Here is a 20,061-nt window from a genome sequence, read left to right on the forward strand (position 1 = left end):
AGACAGCAAAAATATATCGTTATATGTCACATACTCAATATATATAATGCTAAATGATTGTTTAGTATACATAAGTAGTGTTATAAGATAATCATAGGTTGCTTTGATGACCAAACTAAACTATGATGTAACCAACTTAATACAATTAATATAAATACTTATAAAATCAATAATGTATCAAGCCAATTTGACATCCTAATTGTCTTGTCTCTATGTGTTTTTCAAAAGTTAGTATGGTTGTCTTAGCTAAATTTACCTGATAATAGGGAGAAGCTGATTGTCAACAGTCAATAGTTCAACAAATCCAGTCACGACAGACCTCTGCCAACTTGTGTATTTGAGCCGCATTACGTCGACTGGTCTATCAAATGCCAGTACACTGAACGATATCGCAGAAGTCGCCAGCAAGCGTAACAAAACTGATAATATTACGGGTATTCTTTGCTACGGCAATGGTTATTTTTTACAGTGCGTAGAAGGTAGCGAACAAGCATTAACCAATCTCAAAAATCGCTTAGTAATGGACGATAGACATAAAGATCTAAACATTTTAGATTTTTCTGCGCTAGCAGAACGTCGTTTCGCTGGTTGGTCATTGCGCTCTATCACTCTTGAACGTTGGATGATTAAAGAGCCTAAGCTTAAAAGGTTTATGCCATTCAAGCCCTATGAGTGGAACACTGACGAATGGACGGAGTTTTTAGATATCTTGCAAGGTTACTATGAACAGCAGGTCAGAACAGGCGAGATCGACAGTCAGCCGATCCAATACAGCACCTTAGGTTTAACGCTAGGTAAAGTCGTTGGTCAGCACCAAGCCTTTTTCTTAATTCAGACGGTATTGGGTGCACTCATTATATTGGCACTTCTTTGGTTTGTGTTATCAGACAAGATTTTTTAGCTTGCCATAATTTTTAAGATATTATGGATAGACAGCTTATAAAAAAAGCCAGCTAAGATTGCTGGCTTTTTTGCGATAAAAATTTGATAAGGCACTTTTTTATCAGAAGATCAGCGCTCAAAATAGATAATCAAACAATTAATAAGTGGCTAGTCAGTGATACCGTATCCATGCCCGTCTATATTTGAGAGTGGAGTGGGTTGTAAGCTGGCAGCGTTAGTAGTGTAGTCATCTGAAATATTAAGAGAATATACAGAGATAAAAAAAGTCCAGTCACAATAGAATGTGACCGGACTTTTTGATGGTACGCTTATTAGTCTTATCTTATGCTTTACAGCAAAAGTGCTAATCAGTGACGCCAAATAGTGGCGTCCCCAGGGGGATTCGAACCCCCGTTACCGCCGTGAAAGGGCGGTGTCCTAGGCCTCTAGACGATGGGGACTAGTAACAACGCTTCAGCTGCTTTCACCATTTATGCTGAAGTGGTGCGTATTTTAATGGCGTCTGCGTTTGCTGTCAAGCCTTTTTCTTCGTCTTTTTAATATTAAGTATCTTTTTTTGAGTGCACGACTTGGATGTAGGTCATTACTCTTTAAATGGTGGCGAATCCATAAAGATGTGCAGCCACTAATGGTTAAGGCGAGCAGCATATAACCGATGATGGTGCCCCATAATTTAAGCTGTGGATCCATAATAAAGTCCCTCTTATTAAGCCTTAACAGCAGGGGCATTATCGATATCAATAACCTCAGCTATCAGGGCAGTGTGAGCGACTTAAACCATCTATAGGATATAAAGGTGTTGTTTGAGAGCAAAATAGTGGCAAGTAAGTGAGCTATTAATTCCTTTTAACAGCGCTACATGACATTGGCCCAAGTAGCCACCTTACTTATCATGGTATCAATCATATCCTTATTGATTGTGAAATCAAGATGTCAAAGTCATCAAGGTGTTGCAAAATTACTATCGTCAACTTTAGCAAACGATCAGTTATTACTGTAAAAATAACCTTTTATTGCGCGTCGTTATCTGTTAACTCTACTTTGCTTTGTTCGGTATGTAAAGCATTAGACAACATAGGATAGTGGTTAAGGATATGACAAAACAGCTCGGCTGTTTTTTGGGTATCATATAAGGCTGAATGGGCGTCTTTACCATCGAAGTCAAGACCTGCAGCCTTACAGGCGCGTGCCAATACTGTCTGACCGAAAGCAAGCGCGGCGAGGGTTACGGTATCAAAGACGGAAAAGTTATGGAAAGGGTTGTGGCTTTTAATGTTAGTACGTAGCACCGCTGCATTTAAAAACCCCAAGTCAAAGTGGGCGTTATGACCGACCAACACGCATTGACGGCAGTCTTCAGCGCGGCGCACTTCTTTTAAACCCTTAAAAATGCGGCGTAGTGCCGTTTTCTCATCTTCTGCAATGGCTTTCCGCATTGGGTTATTGGGGTCAATACCCGTAAAGGCGAGGGCACTTGGTTCTAAATTGGCACCTTCAAAAGGCTCAATATGGGCATTAAAAGCGTCACCGGGATAAAATACACCGTGCTCATTCAGCAAAATCGGAATACAAGCTATCTCTAATAAAGCATCGGTCTGCGAGTTAAAACCCGCGGTTTCGACATCGACCACGACAGGCATAAACTTACGAAAACGGTCTCTTAGACTCATCGGTGTTTGGGTGTCATTATCTGGCACCACTTTACTGTCGGTGTTGTTAGCGTCGACGCTACTAGTATCAATGTTATTAACGTTATCAGTGTTATCAGTGTTATCAGTCGCTAAGTCACTATTTGGATGACTATTAGCGACGTTATTTGATGGGTCGTCTGCAGGCAAGGTCGCATCGGTTTGAGTGGTCATATTAAGTTAAATCGCTTTTATCAGTCGTGCAGTGGTATTGAATTAAAAAATGAAATCAAGAACAAACTAAAATATCAGCCACACCGCTTGCCACAAGGGTATCACTGATACTTTAGAATAAACTAGGGTCTGTTAGCATTGAGCAAGCGTTACACTTTAAGAGACCAAGGCAACGTCTCACCAGCCATAAGCGGTGTCAGTGAGCTACCGTCAAAGTATGGGTAGTCTGCGGGTACTTGCATAGGTGTTTTGATGAGGGTAATTGTGCTGTCATTAACAGGCAGCCCATAGAACTGGGCACCGAAACGACTGGCAAAGCCTTCAAGTTTGTCTATTTTGCCCACACTATCAAAAGCGGTGGCATATAACGGTAGCGCAGTAGCGGCACTATAACAACCGGCACAGCCACACGCAGCCTCTTTTTTATCTGTGGCATGCGGAGCAGAATCAGTGCCTAAGAAAAATTTCGGATTGCCACTGGTAGCAACATCCAACAATACTCTTTGATGGCTTTCACGCTTTAAGATAGGCAAGCAATAAAAGTGCGGTTTGATGCCACCGACCAATAGATGGTTGCGGTTAAACATCAAATGCTGCGGCGTAATGGTAGCAGCGATATGGTTGCCTTGCGCCAAGACAAAGTCAGCGGCATCACTGGTGGTAATATGCTCTACCACAATCTTTAGTGTTGGGAATTTAACGATAATTTGTGCCAGTACCTCATCTAAAAAACGTTTTTCGCGATCAAAAATATCCACATGGTCTTGCGTCACTTCACCATGTAATAGCAGTGGTAGGTTGTGTTTTTCTAACGCTTCAAAGACATCTACGCAGGCGTTGATATCAGTGACACCATCCGCAGAGTTGGTGGTAGCACCAGCAGGGTAGAGCTTGACTGCTTGGACGATACCCGACTGTGCTGCCATTTCGATATCTTGTGCTGTCGTTCTGTCCGTTAAGTATAACGTCATACGCGGGTCAAATGCGGCTTGGCGCTCAGCAGATAAGTCACTGGCTTGTAGCTGCTGCATAATCCGTGCGCGATAGGCACGCGCATCGTCAACATTTTTGACAGGCGGCACTAGATTTGGCATACAAATAACACGGTTAAAGCTACTGGCTGCATGCGGTACAGTAGTAGCTAAGGCGCTGTCATCACGAAGGTGAATATGCCAATCATCTGGCTGAAGGATGGTCAATTCTGTAATCGAATCAGTCATAGTGTCGTCGCGCTCTATATCGTCGTATTGGGGAATAATAGGGAATGATACTGTGTGGCTATAATAACAGATTTGTCAGTGCGACTAAATACGTGACGAGATAAGCGGCAAAATGTCTTTGCAGCATTCATGGGTTATTGTTCTTATCATCATAAGTGTGTATTTTTGGACAAATAATGCAGAGGGATGACAGAGGCATTGACAGCAAAAGCTAGTACCTTGTGGCAGTTACACTTTTGCCAAAAGTAAATATGATGTACACTGAGCAAGCAATATATCTTTTATTGATTTTATCCCATCATTCGCATTTTTACGTCTTATTAAATGTATTCGACAATAAATTCTCATAATAGGAGTTATTCATGGCTCAGCTTGATCCAAAAAATATTAATAAAATCGTACTGGCCTATTCAGGTGGTCTTGACACCTCAATCATCGCGAAGTGGCTACAAGTAACCTATGATGCCGAAGTGATTACCTTTACCGCTGATATCGGTCAGGGCGAAGAGGTGGAGCCGGCGCGTGCCAAAGCTAAAGCCATGGGTATCAAACATATCCATATCGAAGACTTGCGTGAAGAGTTCGCTCGTGATTACGTATTCCCAATGTTCCGTGCCAATGCCATTTATGAAGGCGAGTATCTGCTAGGTACTTCTATTGCGCGTCCACTCATTGCCAAGCGCTTGGTTGAAATCGCTAAAGAACATAACGCTGATGCCATCAGTCATGGCGCGACTGGTAAAGGTAACGACCAAGTACGTTTTGAGCTAGGTGCTGTTGCCTTGTCACCAGATGTGGTGACAATCGCACCTTGGCGTGAATGGGATTTATCGAGTCGTGAGAGCTTGATGGAATATGCCAAAGAGCATGATATTGCGATTGATTATGCGGGCAATAAGAAAAAATCTCCGTACTCAATGGATGCCAACTTGCTGCATATCTCTTATGAGGGCGGTATCCTAGAAGATCCGTATGCCGAAGCAGAAGACGACATGTGGCGCTGGTCAGTTAGCCCAGAACAAGCCCCTGACGAAGCACAGTATTTAGAGCTAGAATATGAGAAAGGCGACATCGTTGCGATTGATGGCGAAGCGCTCAAGCCTTATGAAGTAATGATTAAGCTCAACGAGATTGGTGGTAAGCATGGTATCGGTCGTTTAGATATCGTCGAAAATCGTTATGTCGGTATGAAGTCACGCGGCTGCTACGAGACGCCAGCGGGTACGATTATGCTAAAAGCGCATCGCGGTATTGAGTCGCTAACGCTAGACCGTGAAGCGGCACACCTAAAAGATGAGCTAATGCCTCGTTATGCCAAGACTATCTATAATGGTTACTGGTTTAGCCCTGAGCGTATGATGCTACAGGCATTAATTGACAAGTCACAAGAATATGTCAACGGCACCGTACGTGTGAAGCTGTATAAAGGCGCTGTGAGCGTCGTCGGTCGTAAGTCTGATGATTCATTGTTCGATGAAAAAATTGCCACTTTTGAAGATGATGCTGGTGCTTATGATCAAAAAGACGCAGAAGGTTTCATTCGTTTGAATGGCTTACGTCTAGCAATTGAAGCCAGCCGTGGTCGTGATTTATCAAAATAATACCAAACGCCAAAAAGACGATTAGCTGTGTCAAAATCGCTTAACCTACAATGCGTAGTATTTGCACTCTTTTTCCTTACTACTCTAATTTTTGTGCATGGTATAAGCTTTCTAGCTATTTATCGTTAGATAATAGTTAATTGAGCTGATAAATCACAAAAAAAGCAGAGACCTATATTGATAGTGTCTCTGCTTTTTTATGGATGATAGTGATTGGTGAAACTGTATCGCCAAAATACTCTAAAAACGCGACGGTATTGCTGATATCTATTCAGTTTTCGCTTTTTCTGTGCCACCAGCTGCTTCATCATCTACCATGACAATGGCCACATCTTGCTGCTGACGTTCCTCGCTGCGTTCTTGCGCTAAGACCTCTTCGGTTGCTGGAACGGCACCGTTAGATTTTTGCGTTTGGTATTTTAAAGTAGCCAGCGCCCCAAGCACACCAATGACTACAATAATGATAAGAATCACTGGGTTTTTCCAAAGTGGTGTGGCCGCATCATATTCAATCGGTTTTTCACTGGTAGTGGCCGGTGTATTGTCATTGTTCCCACCGATCAACCCTAAGCTAACCAGCGGCGGTTTTGGCGGGGTAGCAGGTTCCGAGGTAATACGTAGCCGATTACGTTGTAAATATATTTCTGAAATCTTGGCCAACTGCAATAGCCAGCGCTGATGCGGTAAGGTAACGGCAGTCATTTCTGCAAACATCAATAAATCATTGTGTCCACCTTGCTGAATGTTTTCAGTAGAGCGGCCAATCGCCTTTAAGTAATTGCCAGTAGCCAGCTGCATATCTTGTGCCGGCTCATAATTATCAGCTTTAAAATTATTCAGTTTGTACCAATAAGGATCGAAAGGTGGTGGCGTACTTAAGAGTTGCTCTGCATCTAACAACTCACATTCTGCACCATCTTCCGATACTATTTCTGTAGCGTCTGAAGACAAAGTGCTGCTTTTGTTATTATCAGTGTCGGCTAAGGTCGTAGGCATTATCTGGGTCTGGTCGGCGGCGAATCGATCTATCGACAAAAACTGTGGCTGCAATGCAAACCATTTATTAATTTCATCATTATCAAGCTGACTGTATTCCGCTAAAATAGCCAGCTCGCGCAGCACAATCACGCATAGCGATGTCAGTAAAATCTGCACTTGTGGCGTCGTAGCATCAATGCGGTTTGCAATGTACTCACTGGCCTTTATCACGCGAGCACTATCGTTAAATATGGCGTCTGCAGCATCGTGGCGATGGTATAACGTCGCACTGATGGTCGCAAAATTCATCGAGTTGTATTGCCTAAGCTCTTTGACAGCACTGCGTCCAAACAGCTTTTTGCTAACGACTTGACCTTGATAGCGCTGCTGATAAGCGAGAAGGGCACTAATAATGGCCTGCAAACTGCAATCAATTGCCAAGCGCGCTTGCGGCAAAGAAAGCTTGGCGGCATCAGCCAATAATGACACCATCGGCTGGGTATCTTGATATAGAAAATCATACATCGACACACGTGTCGGTGAAATAGTCGTCATAATCTGCTAGCATCAAAAAGTGTGCCCCTATATTACGGTGCCAAAAGCCTTGATACAATCCCTTAATAATAGAAAATCTCAATCATTTTGCTAATAATACTCCAAATGACAGCCGGAAGACCGCTATGACCAATAACGCAGACCTTGCTCCAAATACAGATATCGCTACGACGTTACTGATTAATATCGCTCAGCAGACCTTGACGGTATATCAGCAGAATAAAGAGCTCGCTCAATACTTAGTTTCTACCGCCAAAAATGGCATTGGCAGCCAACAAGACAGTGGCTGTACGCCGCTCGGCAAGCATGTTATCGCAGAAAAAATAGGCAGTAGCGCACCTCGTAATGCTGTGTTTGTCGGTCGTGTGCCTACAGGGGAAGTATATAGTGCCGACTTTGGGGCTCTACATCCTGAGCGTGATTGGATATTGAGCCGTATTTTATGGTTAAGCGGCGTTGAGGAAGGGGTTAATAAAGGTCGCAATAGCCAAGGTGGCTGCGATACTTATCAGCGTTATATTTATATTCATGGCACACCAGACAGCGAACCGATGGGCGCGCCTTACTCACATGGCTGCGTGCGTATGTGCAACCAAGATATTATCGAGTTGTTTGAACAAGTCGAAGAGGGCACACCCGTCACGATTGTAGCGAGTGAGAAAGACATCTTATAAACCCTTCAATGGTACTGTATTAATAAACAATGAAACCTAAAAAGATAGCCATAATGCATTGAGCTGTCTTTTCTAAGCGTTCATGTCGATATAAATATGTCTACCTAATGGTGACTACCAAAATATATCGTTATCTTTAACGTTAGCCAAGCGTTTATGATGGCGATTATAGTCATCACTTAGCCTAGCAGCAAACCAACCGGCGCCATACAAAGCATTGGTATCCACTGTGGATTTTTGCTGATAACGCTGTTGGTATTGATTATGATCTAGGTATCGCCCCAGTGCTTTTTGCGCTTTGATCAGACGTTTTAACCCGCGTTTATTTTTCTTTTTAGCCCCCTTTTTACGCAATAACGGCGTGGCAAATTCACTGATATAACGTGAGTTTTTTAGCTGATGGCGTAATTTATGCTGGGCTTGTTGCTTATCGTTGCTATATGAATCATAGCTTTTTAAATCATGGCTTTCTAAATCAGAGCCTTCTAAGTCAGAGCTATCTGGTTCAGCATTATTGATATCATCAAGATTTTGTATAGCTTTGAGCATTTTTTTATGCTGTTTGCTAAGTACTTTTACTATTTTATCACGGGCAAGCTTATCAGCTTTGGGCTCAAGGTTTGGGTCACTCATGGTAAAAGCTATTAGCTCGAGCAAAGTCAGCTGAAAGTCATTGGCTCGTACTGCATCGATAGGGTTAATCTTGACCGTATTCATATCTGTAGACCAATCAACCACAGGCGCGCCATGCTCTTGTAATTTCGGCTCGATATGGCTGGCAAGATAAGCAACCTCTTGATAATCAGCCAATAAGTTGGCGGTTTGTTTCAGTATCAGCGGCCAATCCGGGTTGATCTCATCAGAGAAGCTTGCAAAGGCTTTCAGCGTAGTAAGCAGGCGATGAATACCGATACGCAATTGTAGAACATGCGCATCATCTGTGCTGCCAGCGACGATAGCACTGCTGTTTGGCAGTATTTGTAGCAGACAGTTATGGACTGCCGCACGGACAAAGGCGGGCATGCTGCCGTCTTTTTTAACCATTAGCTGACTAAGATTAGCGCTAACTGCTGGGCTATGGGGCTGTCCTTGGATAAGTAGACCACCGCGCTCCGCTTTCGTCACGGTAGACAAGCAGAGTTTATAACGCTGACACCAGCTTTTTGCGGTGATAAATAAAAAATCTAAATCTCCTGAGATTAGCTCAAATTCGATCTCTTGAATGGCCTCTCGATGATTATCATCATTACCATGAATGATTTCGCCATAATCGTACGCCATCTCGATCATATTGTCGCCTTGCTCACTATCCTCTTCTACCAGCAAGCGCGTGGTACGCCGTACATCAGTGACATACTGACGATTAAGCTGCTGAGCCAGTTTTTTGAGGTTAAATACCGCCAATGCTGGTGCAATTGGCGTGCCCTGATAAATCGTTAAATCTGGCATGAGCTCATGCTTGTCGAGCATTGCTTGTACCTGCTCATTATTCAATACGGCATTGTGCTCTAAGCGCGCCGCAATACCATCACCACCTGCTTTGATGGTCTGTACCCAAGCATCGCCTTCTTTACGAATACGCAGACCAATACCCGCTTGCGCCAGTTGCTGATCAGGGGTATCAAAATAATGTGCGGCCAGTTGCAGTACTTGTGACGATTTGACTTGAGCTTGACGCATTAGACTTTTTAACCGTGCCTCCGGTACCAAAAATTTCAGCTCTATTTCTTGCATCGTATATTCCTAGTTGTTTGATAATTATAATCAACTTAATAACATCGTATGAAAGCTATCTCATAATCACAAGTGAAATTTTGACTGTTTGCGTGCGTTTTATCGCTAACAATATACTTTTGGCAAATAATCATTATAATCAGGGCAAGGAATTAAACAAAAGTAAGATAAAAATGGAGTTGCAGCGATGAAAACGAGATTAAAGAAGACAAGGGCTTTTTCTGTCAGGCAAACCTTTAAACCAAACACGTCAGCATCGGATTACAGTGATTCTATCTACAAAACTGCTAACTGGCTTAAAGTATGTAGCGTTATAGCCTTGACTACTATTGTCGCTAGTGGCTGCAGTCCACAAAATGAGGAGTATGAATCAGAACAGAGTAGCGCTGAGACTGAATATGTGACGACGGAACAAGCGGTTGAAGAGATAACAGATCAGGGTGCTGATATATCAGATACCAATAATAAAGACTCGCCTAAGTTACAAGTAGAAAACCTATCCAATGATAGTGAGCAGACCCTTAATAGCCAAGCGGCTGATATCAAAATAGCAGGGAAGACATTACTGATTACGGCGGCAGCTGACTTCAAAGTAGAGGATGTGGTTGAGAGCAGTAGCGCTATTGAGAATCTGACCTATCAGCAAAGCGGTTATGTGGCATCAAGTCATATTAGCAATCGGGAGCGTGATAGTCGTGGTTTTGTGCAAGGGGATAAAAATGTTGTTTTGACGACTTATTATCGACAAGCTGAGATGACCGTACGTATCCCTAGACAAAACGTGAACAAGTTCCTAAAACAAGTGCAGCAGCAAGTGGCTTTTTTGAATGAACAGGAATTCTCGGCTCAAGATGTCACTTTGGATATATATCGCGAGCAACTGGCAAGTAAGCTCAATAGTGATATGGCAAAGGATCTCAGTCAAGAGCGGCTTAATAGCAAAAATGACAAAGATCAAACCAGTAATGTCGATACGATCACCGCCACCTATGCTGCGCGGCAACAGCAGGAATATGCGCAGTTAGAGCAAATGAATATTACGGATAGAGTGAAATACAGTACGATCAACCTAACCTTTACACAACCAGATATCAGTTATAAAGAAACGACGCAGAATATAGATCTGCTGATAGAGGCTGAACGCCCAAGCTTTAGCGCACAAGTGAGTCAGGCATTCAAACAAGGTTGGGAGATGTTAAGAGAAGTCGCTATTACTTTGATTAGACTGTGGTGGCTTGTCGTACTGCTAGCAGTATTTTATGGGGTCTATAGACTCATAAAAATGCTGTATCGCAAATTTCGTAGAAGTACTAGGCGTATGAACCACGCCAAGCTCAACGCAAAACGTAGGTCTGAGATAAAAACCAAGGGCAATAGTCATATTGATGACCGCCATTCTAATGACTGAAGCATTTTGTCTATTGGACGCTAATTTTTAAATATTTTTCAATGCAATCAGTTTGTGATGGCATTTTTATAATTGAGTAGGGCGTGTCCTCACTTTTAGGTACTTTGTTCAGATTGAGGACACGTCCTAAATCTGCTCATAAAAAAGCCGCCCTACATAGTGTAGGGCGGCTTTTCTTGTAACCTTTACTTATAAAAAGTATTTATAAAGTGTCGGTGATTAGAACTGGTTCATCGTGTTCTTGCCGCCGCCAGCTTTAAGGGCATTGTCACCAGAGAAGATCTCTTTGTGGTCATCGCCAAGGTCAGAACCGGCCATTGCTTGGTGCTTAACACAAGCGATGCCTTCACGGATTTCTTTACGTTGTACGCCAGCTGCATAAGCAAGCATACCGTCTTCACCGAAATAGCCTTTAGCAAGCTCATGCACGCTAAGTGCCGTGGTGTGGTAAGTCGGTAGCGTGATTAAGTGATGGAATACACCCGCTTCACGTGATGCATCACGTTGGAAGTTTTTAGCAGCGATATCAGCTGCTTCATCAAGCTCAGTACCGTCATAATCAGCGCTCATCAAGTCATCTTTATTGTACTTAGAGATGTCTTTGCCTTCTTCTTCCCACTGAGCGATTACTTGTTTACGGAAGTTAAGCGTCCAGTTGAATGATGGGCTGTTGTTGTATACAAGCTTCGCTTTAGGCTGCTCTTCTTTGATACGATCAACCATCATTTTGATGTGTTCTACGTCTGGAGTCGGTGTTTCGATCCATAATAGGTCAGCGCCGTTTTCTAGAGCAGTAACACAGTCAAGGACAACGCGATCGATGTTCGTATCTTCACGGAACTGATATAGACCATTGGCTAGACGTACTGGACGAACTAATTTGCCGTTGTGCTTAAGCAAGCTGTCGTTTTCGTTGGCGTTCTCTAGCGTCACTTCTTCCATTTCGATGAAGTCGATGTATTTAGAAGCTAAATCGCCTGGCTCATTTGATACTGGGATTTTTTGCGTTAGTGATGCGCCTTCAGAGTCAGTACGAGCAACGATGATGCCGTCTTCAACACCAAGCTCTAAGAATGCATAACGAATCGCATTTAGTTTAGAGATGAAGTCTTCATGCGGTACAGTTACTTTACCCGCTTGGTGACCACATTGCTTAGCATCAGATACTTGGTTTTCAACCTGAATAGCACAAGCACCCGCTTCGATCATTTGCTTGGTTAGCAAGTAAGTCGCTTCTTCGTTACCGAAACCTGCATCGATGTCAGCAATGATTGGCACAACATGCGAATCAAAGTTTTCGATTTTTTCTAGGATAGCTGAGGTGTCTTGACCGGCTTCTTCTGCAGCGTTTAGCTCACGGAAATAATCGTTTAGTACTTTAGCATCGGCTTGGCGCAAGAAGGTGTAGATCTCTGCAATTAGCTTAGGTACAGAGGTTTTTTCGTGCATAGATTGGTCAGGAAGAGGACCAAACTCAGAGCGAAGGGCTGCAACCATCCAACCTGATAGGTAGATGTAAGTTTTTGACGTGGTACCAAAGTATTTTTTCTTAGCATACATGGTTTGCTGGGCAACAAAACCATGCCAAGCACCTAAAGACTGCGTGTACTGAGAAGTATCATTGTCATACTCTTCCATATCTTGACGCATGATTTTTGCAGTATACTTTGCAATATCCAAACCTGTTTTGAAGCGGTTTTGTGCCATCATACGTGCTGCATCGGTTTCGCTGATATTTTGCCAGTTACCGTGCTTTTGCTTTAATTCACGTACTAAATCGATCGCTGATTTATAAACAGTTGACATCTATAGTCTCCTTGGTGGGGTGTAAAAACGAGAAAAATTAAGTGATAAATTGATCACGACTGTCTGTTATTGAGAGATACAAAATAAGATTTTTATTAAGGTTCTCGACATCTAATAAGTATAGACATAACGAAAAGGAATGAATGGTTATATCAGCTAAAAATAAATGTATATTGAACGCAGCCCTACTTACCCTAAACAAACCTATCTATAAACACAAGAGATTTGCTGAACTCAGCAGTTAACAAATTGTCTAATACATAGTGATAGCGTGACGCTCATTCAGTATGTTTTGTGTGCTACCTAAACAATTATAGCGCTGTGGTTTTATAATTGGCGATGAGAGGTGTTACAATAATCATTGAGGCAATCAGCTAAAAAATATCACTGGCAAAAAATTTATCTAAATCGATTGCTAGGCAGTTGATTAGGTTTTGCTATCGATACGGACCATTAAAATATTATGTTGGTCGGTAAGCTTATAATCAGCGTCTCAGCCTACGGTTTATTGTTTGCGTGACGGCTTGTCTGTGTCACTCACTATAACTGCCTTACCAAGATTTATCTAATTTATGATAGTTATCTTGGGTATTTTATTTGGTTATAATGTATAAAAAACAATGTCTTATGATGGCTAGTTTGCGTTATAATTAGCTGATTATAGGAACCCCTAGACAAAAAAATAGTAATATTATGCGGTTATAGACGATAAATATTTATGACAGCACTAAAAATACCAATATTTATAGTGGTATTTATTCTAAGGCAAAGAGAAATACATATGAATTTGCAGCGGGTTGATTTGAATTTATTGGTACATTTAGATGTGTTGTTGCGAGAAAAAAATGTGACACGTGCAGCTGAACAGCTTGGCATTACCCAACCGGCGATGAGTAATATTCTAAGGCGCTTACGTAAGCTGTTTAATGACCCACTATTAGTACGCTCATCAGAGGGCATGACCCCAACTGAGCGAGCCCTTGAGTTGCAGCCACGTATTCGCGAGATATTGGCTGACCTGACGCAAGTGTTAGAGCCACGTACCGAGTTTCGCCCTTATAGTACCTCACGTGTCTTTCGCATTATGACTTCAGATTATGCCGAGGCGACCTTAGTACCCAAGCTAGTAAAAGCACTACGTTCCGAAGCGCCCAACGTCATTTTGGATTTCTTGACGCCATCCGATGTCTCCTATCGCGATATGGAGCAGGGACGGGTGGACTTGGCGATCAACCGCTTTAATGAAATACCGCAAAGCTTCCATCAAGTACTCGTATGGCGCGATACGTTTAGTTGCTTGCTGTCGTCAGAAAGCCCCTATGCCAACCGTTTCAATCTAAAAAACTATCTAAAAGCCCAGCATGTTTGGGTGTCCAAGACAGGCATGGGCGTGGGATTTGGGGTCAATCCAGAAAAATCTGGCGGCCTAGGCTCAATTGATCAAGCACTGCAACGTTTGGGTCAAAAACGCCAAATCAGCGTCTTTACGCGTCACTATCAGATGCCGGCGATGCTCGCCGCCAATAAAGATTTGATTGCGACATTGCCGACGCGGGTGGCAAAAATGCAGGCCAATAATGACAGTATAAAAATGGAAGAGCCACCATTTTTTATTCCTGAATTTGAGCTAACGATGGCGTGGTCGCCTTTATTGCAGCATCACCCAGCCCATCGTTGGTTGCGCCAGCTCATTATGCATGTAGCGCGTCAAATCGTTGACGAGGAAGAGAATCCTCCACAAGATATCCCTATTATCAATCATTTGTTCTAACAAAATGTGAATAACATAAGTATCGCTTAAACAATCGATAAAACCAGCCCATATATCATGTGCTGGTTTTTTATTTGCTTGATTTATTATCAAAGATTTCATAAATATATAGTCAGTGAAAAGTTATATCAATATCAGCAATACCGTCACGTTTTTGGGATATTTTGACTATAAGCAGTTATATATTAGGGCGTGTTGAACATTCACAAATAGTCTCTGTCAGTGCCATGGTCGAATGTTCAACACGCCCTAAATAGTTTTGATAAATATGCTAATAATCTGCCAAATATGTATTTAACAACGAATGAGTCACACTCTTAACATCTTACGCACACTTCTTTATATCTTGTAAAACTTCAAAGCAAATGATTTGTTATGATAGCTCTACATTAAGAAAAAAGACAACTAGAGCATCCATTGTTAAGACAGGCGACACGATCGAAGCTTCTTAAAGTTTTGATTAAGTGCAACTCTAAATTAGCATTAGCTAACTAGCATTAATTAAGAACAACAAATAAATAAGGGCAACAATCATGGCAGATATTACTACTGTAAACCCAGCAACAGGCGAAGATATTAAAGATTACGACTATATGAGTAATGATGAGGTCAACAACATCGTTGAAGCCTCACATCAAGCGTTTCTAGAATGGCGTAAAACCAGTCATGAAGAGCGCGCGAAGGTTATTAACTCTATTGGCGAAACCCTGATAAAGTATAAAGAAGAGCTGTCTCGTCTTATGACTGAGGAGCGTGGTAAACTTTATAGTCAGAGTCTACAAGAAGTTGATCTGTGTAAAGCCATTTGTGATTACACTGCAGAAAAAGGTGTGGCCGCGCTTGCTGACGATGAACGTGACATCGAAGGTCTCAAAAAAGGTATTGTCACTTATCAGCCCATTGGTGTCATTTATGGTATGCAGCCTTGGAATTTTCCAGCGTATCAAGTGTTCCGCTATACCATAGCCAATTTGATGGCAGGTAACAGCATTCTGCTCAAGCACGCAGCAAACGTGACTGGTTCTGGCTTATTAATTGAAAAAATATTCCATGAGTCTGACTTACCGAACGACTTGTTCCGTACCATTTTAATTGATCATGATCAGTCAGAGAAATTAATTGGTAATGATAAAGTACGCGGTGTGACGCTCACTGGTAGTGATGGTGCAGGTAGTATCGTCGGTCAGCAAGCAGCCAAAGCAATCAAAAAAGCAGTTCTAGAGCTGGGTTCAAATGACGCATTTATCGTTTTAGAAGATGCTGATCTTGAGCTTGCAGTACAAACTTGTACGCTAGCGCGTCTGATAAATAATGGCGAAACTTGTGTGGCTGCAAAGCGCTTTATCGTTGTTGATAGCCTGTATGACGAGTTCCGTGAGCGTATCGTTGAAGAGTTTGCAAGTAAAAAAGCCGGCGATCCAATGGATGACAGCTCAGATCTTGGACCACTAGCGCGTAAAGACTTGCAAGAAAAGTTGCATGAACAAGTAGAAGAGAGTGTAAGTAAGGGCGCTACTATATCTGTCGGTGGTAAATTACCAGAAGGTAAGGGCAGCTTCTACCCAGCGACTATTTTGGAAAATGTCGAAAAAGGTCAGCCAGCTTATGACGATGAGCTATTTGGTCCAGTAGCATCGCTAATCCGCGCCAAAGATCAAGATGATGCCTTACGTATCGCTAATGACAGCCGCTATGGTTTAGGTGGCGCTATCTTCTCTAAAGATGAAGACAAAGCGATTCGTTTAGCTAATGAAGAGTTTGATACCGGTATGGTTTATATCAATGGTTATGGCCTCGCAAATCCAGCACTACCTTTTGGTGGCGTGAAAAACTCAGGTCATGGTCGCGAGCATGGTGGTTTTGGTATTAAAGAGTTTGTAAACATCAAAGGTGTCCACGTGCATAACAGCTAAGAGCACGTACAGATTTTGAAGCTAAAACGCTTTAAATATTAGATACTGAAAAGCCCAGTCATTCATTAATTGAGTGACTGGGCTTTTTTATGATTGATAGTTTTAAATGATTACTAATTTTCTTTACTACTTGTTACTGCTTTAACTGTCTAAATACAGCTTTAAAGGTAATGTGGGCAATATAGAAAAAGTCCCTTTGTCCTGACTGTTCAGGTTGATGACACCTTTAGCTAATAATAAAATTGTCCAAGGTAGCAGTTGATGTTCAAGCTTTTGGACGCGCGCTTGTAGGCTATCGGCAGTATCTTTTTGGTTAATCTCTAAAAAAGCTTGGGTCAAAACAGCGCCCGCATCGAGCTCAGCGGTGACGACATGGATGCTGCAACCATGATGACGTTCGCCTGCTTGTATGGCACGTTGATGGGTATCAAGGCCTTTATAAACAGGTAGCAGGGAAGGGTGCAGATTAATCATCGGTGGAGGTATATTGTCGATGAAACCTGCGCTAAGTACCCGCATAAAGCCAGCCAACACGATTAGGTCAGGTTGCCATGCCGTTAGTTGGGCGCTGGCATGAGTCTCAAAAGTTTTGATAGCCATGCGTTTGCCACTATCAGTATGTGATAGCACGGCGACAGGTATGTTAGCTTGCTCGGCACGCTTGATAGCGTAGGCGTCTTCACGATTACTAATGACGCCGACGATCTCAATTGGTAGTGTACCTGCTTGCATGGCATCTATTAATACTTGTAGATTGCTACCACTACCTGATACTAAAACGGCAATGCGTAATGGTTTATTGTTGCTAGTTTTGATAGGACTGTCTGACATTAACGGTACACCACGGCATCCGCCTGATCATCAGTGCTGCGCTTGATCATTTCGCCTAGTTGCCACGCTTTTTCGCCAGCATCGTTCAAGGTTTGAATAGCAGCATCTGCTTTATCTTTTGGTACGACAATGACAAAGCCGACGCCGCAGTTAAAGGTACGGTACATCTCACTTTGCTCGATATTACCCTGGGTTTGCAACCAAGTGAACAGCTCTGAGAACTGCCAGCTATTGGTATCGATGCTAGCGGCTAGAGTTTCAGGCAGTACGCGTGGTAAGTTGTCCGTTAAGCCGCCACCGGTGATATGTGACATGGCATGTAAAGCTGAGCTACCAAGAGTATCTTGCAAGGCTTTAATGGCTTTTACGTAGATACGCGTCGGTGCCATTAGCGCGTCTTGGATAGATTGACCATCTAATTGCTCATCACTGCTAGTGACATCAATCCCGCTGACTTCGATGACTTTACGCACTAATGAGTAGCCGTTAGAATGCGCGCCACTTGAGGCAAGGGCAATTAAAACATCGCCCTCTGCGACATTTTCGCCAGTGATGACTTCCGCTTCTTCAACCACGCCGACACAAAACCCTGCCAAGTCGTAATCATCGTTTTGATACATGCCTGGCATCTCAGCAGTTTCGCCACCTATAAGCGCGCAATTGGCCAACTTACAACCATCACCAATCCCGCTGACAACAGTAGCAGCCACATCCACATCGAGCTTACCCGTTGCATAGTAATCTAAAAAGAACAAAGGCTCAGCACCGCATACCAATAGGTCGTTGACACACATCGCTACCAAGTCGATGCCGATCGTCTCATGACGATTGAGCTGTAGCGCGAGTTTGAGCTTAGTACCGACACCATCTGTACCAGAAACCAATAGCGGCGAGGTGTAACCTGTCGGAATACGGCATAACGCGCCAAAACCACCCAGTCCACCCACGACTTCAGGACGCGTCGTGGCTTTTGCTACGGACTTGATTCGTTGCACCAATGCATCGCCTGCATCGATATCAACGCCGGCATCTTTGTAGCTTAACGAAGGCTTGTCACTCATAGTCATCTCACAGTTGGGGGCTATATAATTGGAATTAACCGATAAATTATTTATTGACATTAATAATAGCAGTCAATGTTACAAAGTTTGAAGTTAGTGGGCGCATTATACCTAATAATAGACCTCACTCGCAAAGCAACTTGCCAATATTCGGCCAAGATTAGAAATAAGCGATAAATAAAAAGTTAAGAAACAAAAAATGACTGCTTTTTTTGTCGACTCTGCGATAATAAAACACTTAGAATCAAAGCACTTAGAATTTGTAGACGTACCGATAACGATACAGTGAGTTTGTAGCAATAAAACTGCAATCTCAACGATAAGTTATCGCGATTAGCTTACTTTTAGGATGGCCCTTAATGACCAAACAATCGATAGACCCTTTTTTCCGGCGCTTATTTATCGTCGCCGTGCTCATCATTGCTGTTGTTTTGCTTTATTTAATGATGCCGGTCATTTTGCCGTTCATCTTTGCTTTTGTACTCGCTTATTTGTTCAATCCATTGGTCAAACGTCTCTCAAAGTATATCAAGCGCTGGATAGCTATTATTATTGTTTATGCTACCATTACCTTGGGGATGGTATTGCTGCTCTGGTGGCTGATACCGACATTGCTGCATCAGCTACAAGCGGCTTGGGAATATCTGCCCAAGGTTTTGAATTGGTATAATCAGGTAGTTCGCGGATGGTTTGTTGCGAATGCCAATATCCGCTTGCCCATACTAGAAACCAAAGGATTCTCTGAAACCTTGGTTGAATATCTGCAAACACATTATAAGTTCTCTGATGCCAGCTCGATGATGAGTCAGGTGCTTGCTTCAAGCATGAGCTTTATCAATAATGCAGGATTGATTGTCTTAGTACCGATTTTGACTTTTTACTTTTTGTTCAATTGGGACAAACGCATACAGATGTGGAAGACAGCGATTCCAGGGCCGTACTGCGAAAAAGTTATTGGTATTGCCCAAGAGTGTGATCAGGCATTGATGGCGTTTATCAAAGGTCAGCTGTTGGTGATGGTGTTGTTGGGTGCCATTTATGCCGTACAACTTCAGCTCATTGGCCTTGAGCTGGGTCTTATTATCGGCATGGTTGCGGGTATTGCTAGCTTCGTGCCTTATCTGGGCTTCGGTATTGGCTTCATCGCTGCTATTATTGCGTGTTTGTTCCAGTTTGGCTTAGATTGGACGTATTTATCCTTAATCGTTGGCGCATTTTTAATCGGTCAAGCGGCAGAAGGCTACATCCTACAGCCTTTATTGTTGGGCGATAAGATCGGATTGTCACCTTTATGGGTTATATTTTCGGTACTAGCAGGCGCAAGTCTATTGGGTTTTGTCGGTATGCTTATCGCGCTACCAGTGTCCGCCGTCCTCAACGTATTGTTCCGCCACTTATATGCTTATTATCTCTCCACGGACTTTTATAAAGGTCGTAAACAGTTGGTGTTATTTAAAAAATAATAGGTGTAACGTCATTGAAAATTGATAAAATAGCTAGATAATAAGGGTGTCATTTAGGCTTAATAATTAATGACTGACAAAGCTTAGTAAGTAAAAGACTTGTCAGTCATTTTGCAAATATGTTATATATAGGCGCAGTAGTAACGCTAACAGCTGTTACTGTGAGCGTTTTGATACACGTCGTTAATTTTGATAAATATCATGTTTGACTGAGTGTAATCAAAACCTCAAGCTCGTTTATTTTATTAAGCCTACTTAAACTGAGCCTGTTTTAAAAGTTA

Annotated in this window: 14 protein-coding genes and 1 tRNA gene; 7 read left to right on the forward strand and 8 right to left on the reverse strand. The window is 42.5% G+C overall.

Translation table 11 applies throughout. The annotated features are described in order from the left end of the window. Positions 1 to 277 precede the first annotated feature (277 nt). Positions 278 to 901, forward strand: a complete 624-nt coding sequence (locus AAEY80_RS08265; protein ID WP_025651355.1) for a BLUF domain-containing protein — start codon at positions 278 to 280, stop codon at positions 899 to 901. Between the two features lie 366 nt (positions 902 to 1,267). Here AAEY80_RS08265 and AAEY80_RS08270 read toward each other — a convergent pair. The 3 genes from AAEY80_RS08270 to pyrC all read right to left on the reverse strand — a co-directional run bounded on the left by AAEY80_RS08270 (position 1,268) and on the right by pyrC (position 3,985). Beyond that, positions 1,268 to 1,343 (reverse strand) — tRNA-Glu (locus AAEY80_RS08270). Positions 1,344 to 1,913: 570 nt separating this feature from the next. Beyond that, positions 1,914 to 2,573, reverse strand: coding sequence for a ribonuclease T (rnt, locus tag AAEY80_RS08275; protein WP_201565776.1), 660 nt, complete (start codon positions 2,571 to 2,573; stop codon positions 1,914 to 1,916). 341 nt (positions 2,574 to 2,914) lie between these two features. Beyond that, the gene (gene pyrC / locus AAEY80_RS08280; RefSeq protein ID WP_101212006.1) at positions 2,915 to 3,985 is read right to left on the reverse strand and encodes a dihydroorotase; all 1,071 of its coding nucleotides are present in this window, start codon (positions 3,983 to 3,985) and stop codon (positions 2,915 to 2,917) included. 362 nt (positions 3,986 to 4,347) lie between these two features. On the opposite strand from pyrC, the gene AAEY80_RS08285 reads away from it, so the two are divergent. Continuing rightward, entirely contained in the window at positions 4,348 to 5,586 is a 1,239-nt protein-coding gene (locus tag AAEY80_RS08285) for an argininosuccinate synthase (protein ID WP_025651358.1), read from the forward strand. A gap of 267 nt (positions 5,587 to 5,853) precedes the next feature. On the opposite strand, the gene AAEY80_RS08290 is transcribed toward AAEY80_RS08285, so the two are convergent. Beyond that, positions 5,854 to 7,119, reverse strand: a complete 1,266-nt coding sequence (locus tag AAEY80_RS08290) for a hypothetical protein (protein ID WP_101212007.1) — start codon at positions 7,117 to 7,119, stop codon at positions 5,854 to 5,856. 125 nt (positions 7,120 to 7,244) lie between these two features. Here AAEY80_RS08290 and AAEY80_RS08295 point away from each other — a divergent pair, with 125 nt between their 5' ends. After that, positions 7,245 to 7,793, forward strand: a complete 549-nt coding sequence (locus tag AAEY80_RS08295; RefSeq protein WP_350588172.1) for a L,D-transpeptidase family protein — start codon at positions 7,245 to 7,247, stop codon at positions 7,791 to 7,793. A gap of 114 nt (positions 7,794 to 7,907) precedes the next feature. On the opposite strand, the gene AAEY80_RS08300 is transcribed toward AAEY80_RS08295, so the two are convergent. Then, positions 7,908 to 9,527: a CYTH and CHAD domain-containing protein gene (locus tag AAEY80_RS08300; protein ID WP_201565770.1), complete on the reverse strand. Its 1,620-nt coding sequence runs from the start codon at positions 9,525 to 9,527 to the stop codon at positions 7,908 to 7,910. Between the two features lie 319 nt (positions 9,528 to 9,846). Between AAEY80_RS08300 and AAEY80_RS08305 the strand changes: the two genes are divergently transcribed. Then, a complete protein-coding gene (locus AAEY80_RS08305; RefSeq protein ID WP_350588173.1) occupies positions 9,847 to 10,935 on the forward strand; it encodes a DUF4349 domain-containing protein in 1,089 nt (362 codons plus the stop codon). 219 nt (positions 10,936 to 11,154) lie between these two features. On the opposite strand, the gene AAEY80_RS08310 is transcribed toward AAEY80_RS08305, so the two are convergent. After that, positions 11,155 to 12,741, reverse strand: a complete 1,587-nt coding sequence (locus tag AAEY80_RS08310) for an isocitrate lyase (protein WP_025651363.1) — start codon at positions 12,739 to 12,741, stop codon at positions 11,155 to 11,157. Positions 12,742 to 13,522: 781 nt separating this feature from the next. Here AAEY80_RS08310 and AAEY80_RS08315 point away from each other — a divergent pair. Both AAEY80_RS08315 and AAEY80_RS08320 read left to right on the forward strand, forming a co-directional pair. After that, a complete protein-coding gene (locus AAEY80_RS08315) occupies positions 13,523 to 14,512 on the forward strand; it encodes a LysR family transcriptional regulator (protein ID WP_025651364.1) in 990 nt (329 codons plus the stop codon). A gap of 533 nt (positions 14,513 to 15,045) precedes the next feature. Continuing rightward, entirely contained in the window at positions 15,046 to 16,425 is a 1,380-nt protein-coding gene (locus AAEY80_RS08320) for an NAD-dependent succinate-semialdehyde dehydrogenase (RefSeq protein WP_025651365.1), read from the forward strand. Between the two features lie 141 nt (positions 16,426 to 16,566). Here AAEY80_RS08320 and purN read toward each other — a convergent pair whose 3' ends face one another. Together purN and purM are read right to left on the reverse strand one after the other, a co-directional pair. Next, positions 16,567 to 17,256, reverse strand: coding sequence for a phosphoribosylglycinamide formyltransferase (gene purN, locus AAEY80_RS08325; protein ID WP_201583356.1), 690 nt, complete (start codon positions 17,254 to 17,256; stop codon positions 16,567 to 16,569). Beyond that, positions 17,256 to 18,317, reverse strand: a complete 1,062-nt coding sequence (purM, locus tag AAEY80_RS08330; RefSeq protein ID WP_025651367.1) for a phosphoribosylformylglycinamidine cyclo-ligase — start codon at positions 18,315 to 18,317, stop codon at positions 17,256 to 17,258. Before purM ends, purN begins: the two co-directional genes overlap by 1 nt. A gap of 359 nt (positions 18,318 to 18,676) precedes the next feature. On the opposite strand from purM, the gene AAEY80_RS08335 reads away from it, so the two are divergent. Continuing rightward, complete coding sequence (locus tag AAEY80_RS08335) at positions 18,677 to 19,780, forward strand: AI-2E family transporter (RefSeq protein WP_025651368.1); 1,104 nt, start codon at positions 18,677 to 18,679, stop codon at positions 19,778 to 19,780. The last annotated feature ends 281 nt before the right edge of the window (positions 19,781 to 20,061 follow it).

This window comes from Psychrobacter sp. 78a-MNA-CIBAN-0178 (genome assembly GCF_040309625.1).
Taxonomy (GTDB): domain Bacteria; phylum Pseudomonadota; class Gammaproteobacteria; order Pseudomonadales; family Moraxellaceae; genus Psychrobacter; species Psychrobacter okhotskensis.

Excerpts from the sequence above, each read along its gene's own strand:
- rnt (WP_201565776.1), bottom strand. The coding sequence starts at position 2,573 with ATGAGTCTAAGAGACCGTTTTCGTAAGTTTATGCCTGTCGTGGTCGAT.
- pyrC (WP_101212006.1), bottom strand. The coding sequence starts at position 3,985 with ATGACTGATTCGATTACAGAATTGACCATCCTTCAGCCAGATGATTGG.
- AAEY80_RS08285 (WP_025651358.1), top strand. The coding sequence starts at position 4,348 with ATGGCTCAGCTTGATCCAAAAAATATTAATAAAATCGTACTGGCCTAT.
- AAEY80_RS08290 (WP_101212007.1), bottom strand. The coding sequence starts at position 7,119 with ATGACGACTATTTCACCGACACGTGTGTCGATGTATGATTTTCTATAT.
- AAEY80_RS08295 (WP_350588172.1), top strand. The coding sequence starts at position 7,245 with ATGACCAATAACGCAGACCTTGCTCCAAATACAGATATCGCTACGACG.
- AAEY80_RS08300 (WP_201565770.1), bottom strand. The coding sequence starts at position 9,527 with ATGCAAGAAATAGAGCTGAAATTTTTGGTACCGGAGGCACGGTTAAAA.
- AAEY80_RS08310 (WP_025651363.1), bottom strand. The coding sequence starts at position 12,741 with ATGTCAACTGTTTATAAATCAGCGATCGATTTAGTACGTGAATTAAAG.
- AAEY80_RS08315 (WP_025651364.1), top strand. The coding sequence starts at position 13,523 with ATGAATTTGCAGCGGGTTGATTTGAATTTATTGGTACATTTAGATGTG.
- AAEY80_RS08320 (WP_025651365.1), top strand. The coding sequence starts at position 15,046 with ATGGCAGATATTACTACTGTAAACCCAGCAACAGGCGAAGATATTAAA.
- purN (WP_201583356.1), bottom strand. The coding sequence starts at position 17,256 with ATGTCAGACAGTCCTATCAAAACTAGCAACAATAAACCATTACGCATT.
- purM (WP_025651367.1), bottom strand. The coding sequence starts at position 18,317 with ATGAGTGACAAGCCTTCGTTAAGCTACAAAGATGCCGGCGTTGATATC.
- AAEY80_RS08335 (WP_025651368.1), top strand. The coding sequence starts at position 18,677 with ATGACCAAACAATCGATAGACCCTTTTTTCCGGCGCTTATTTATCGTC.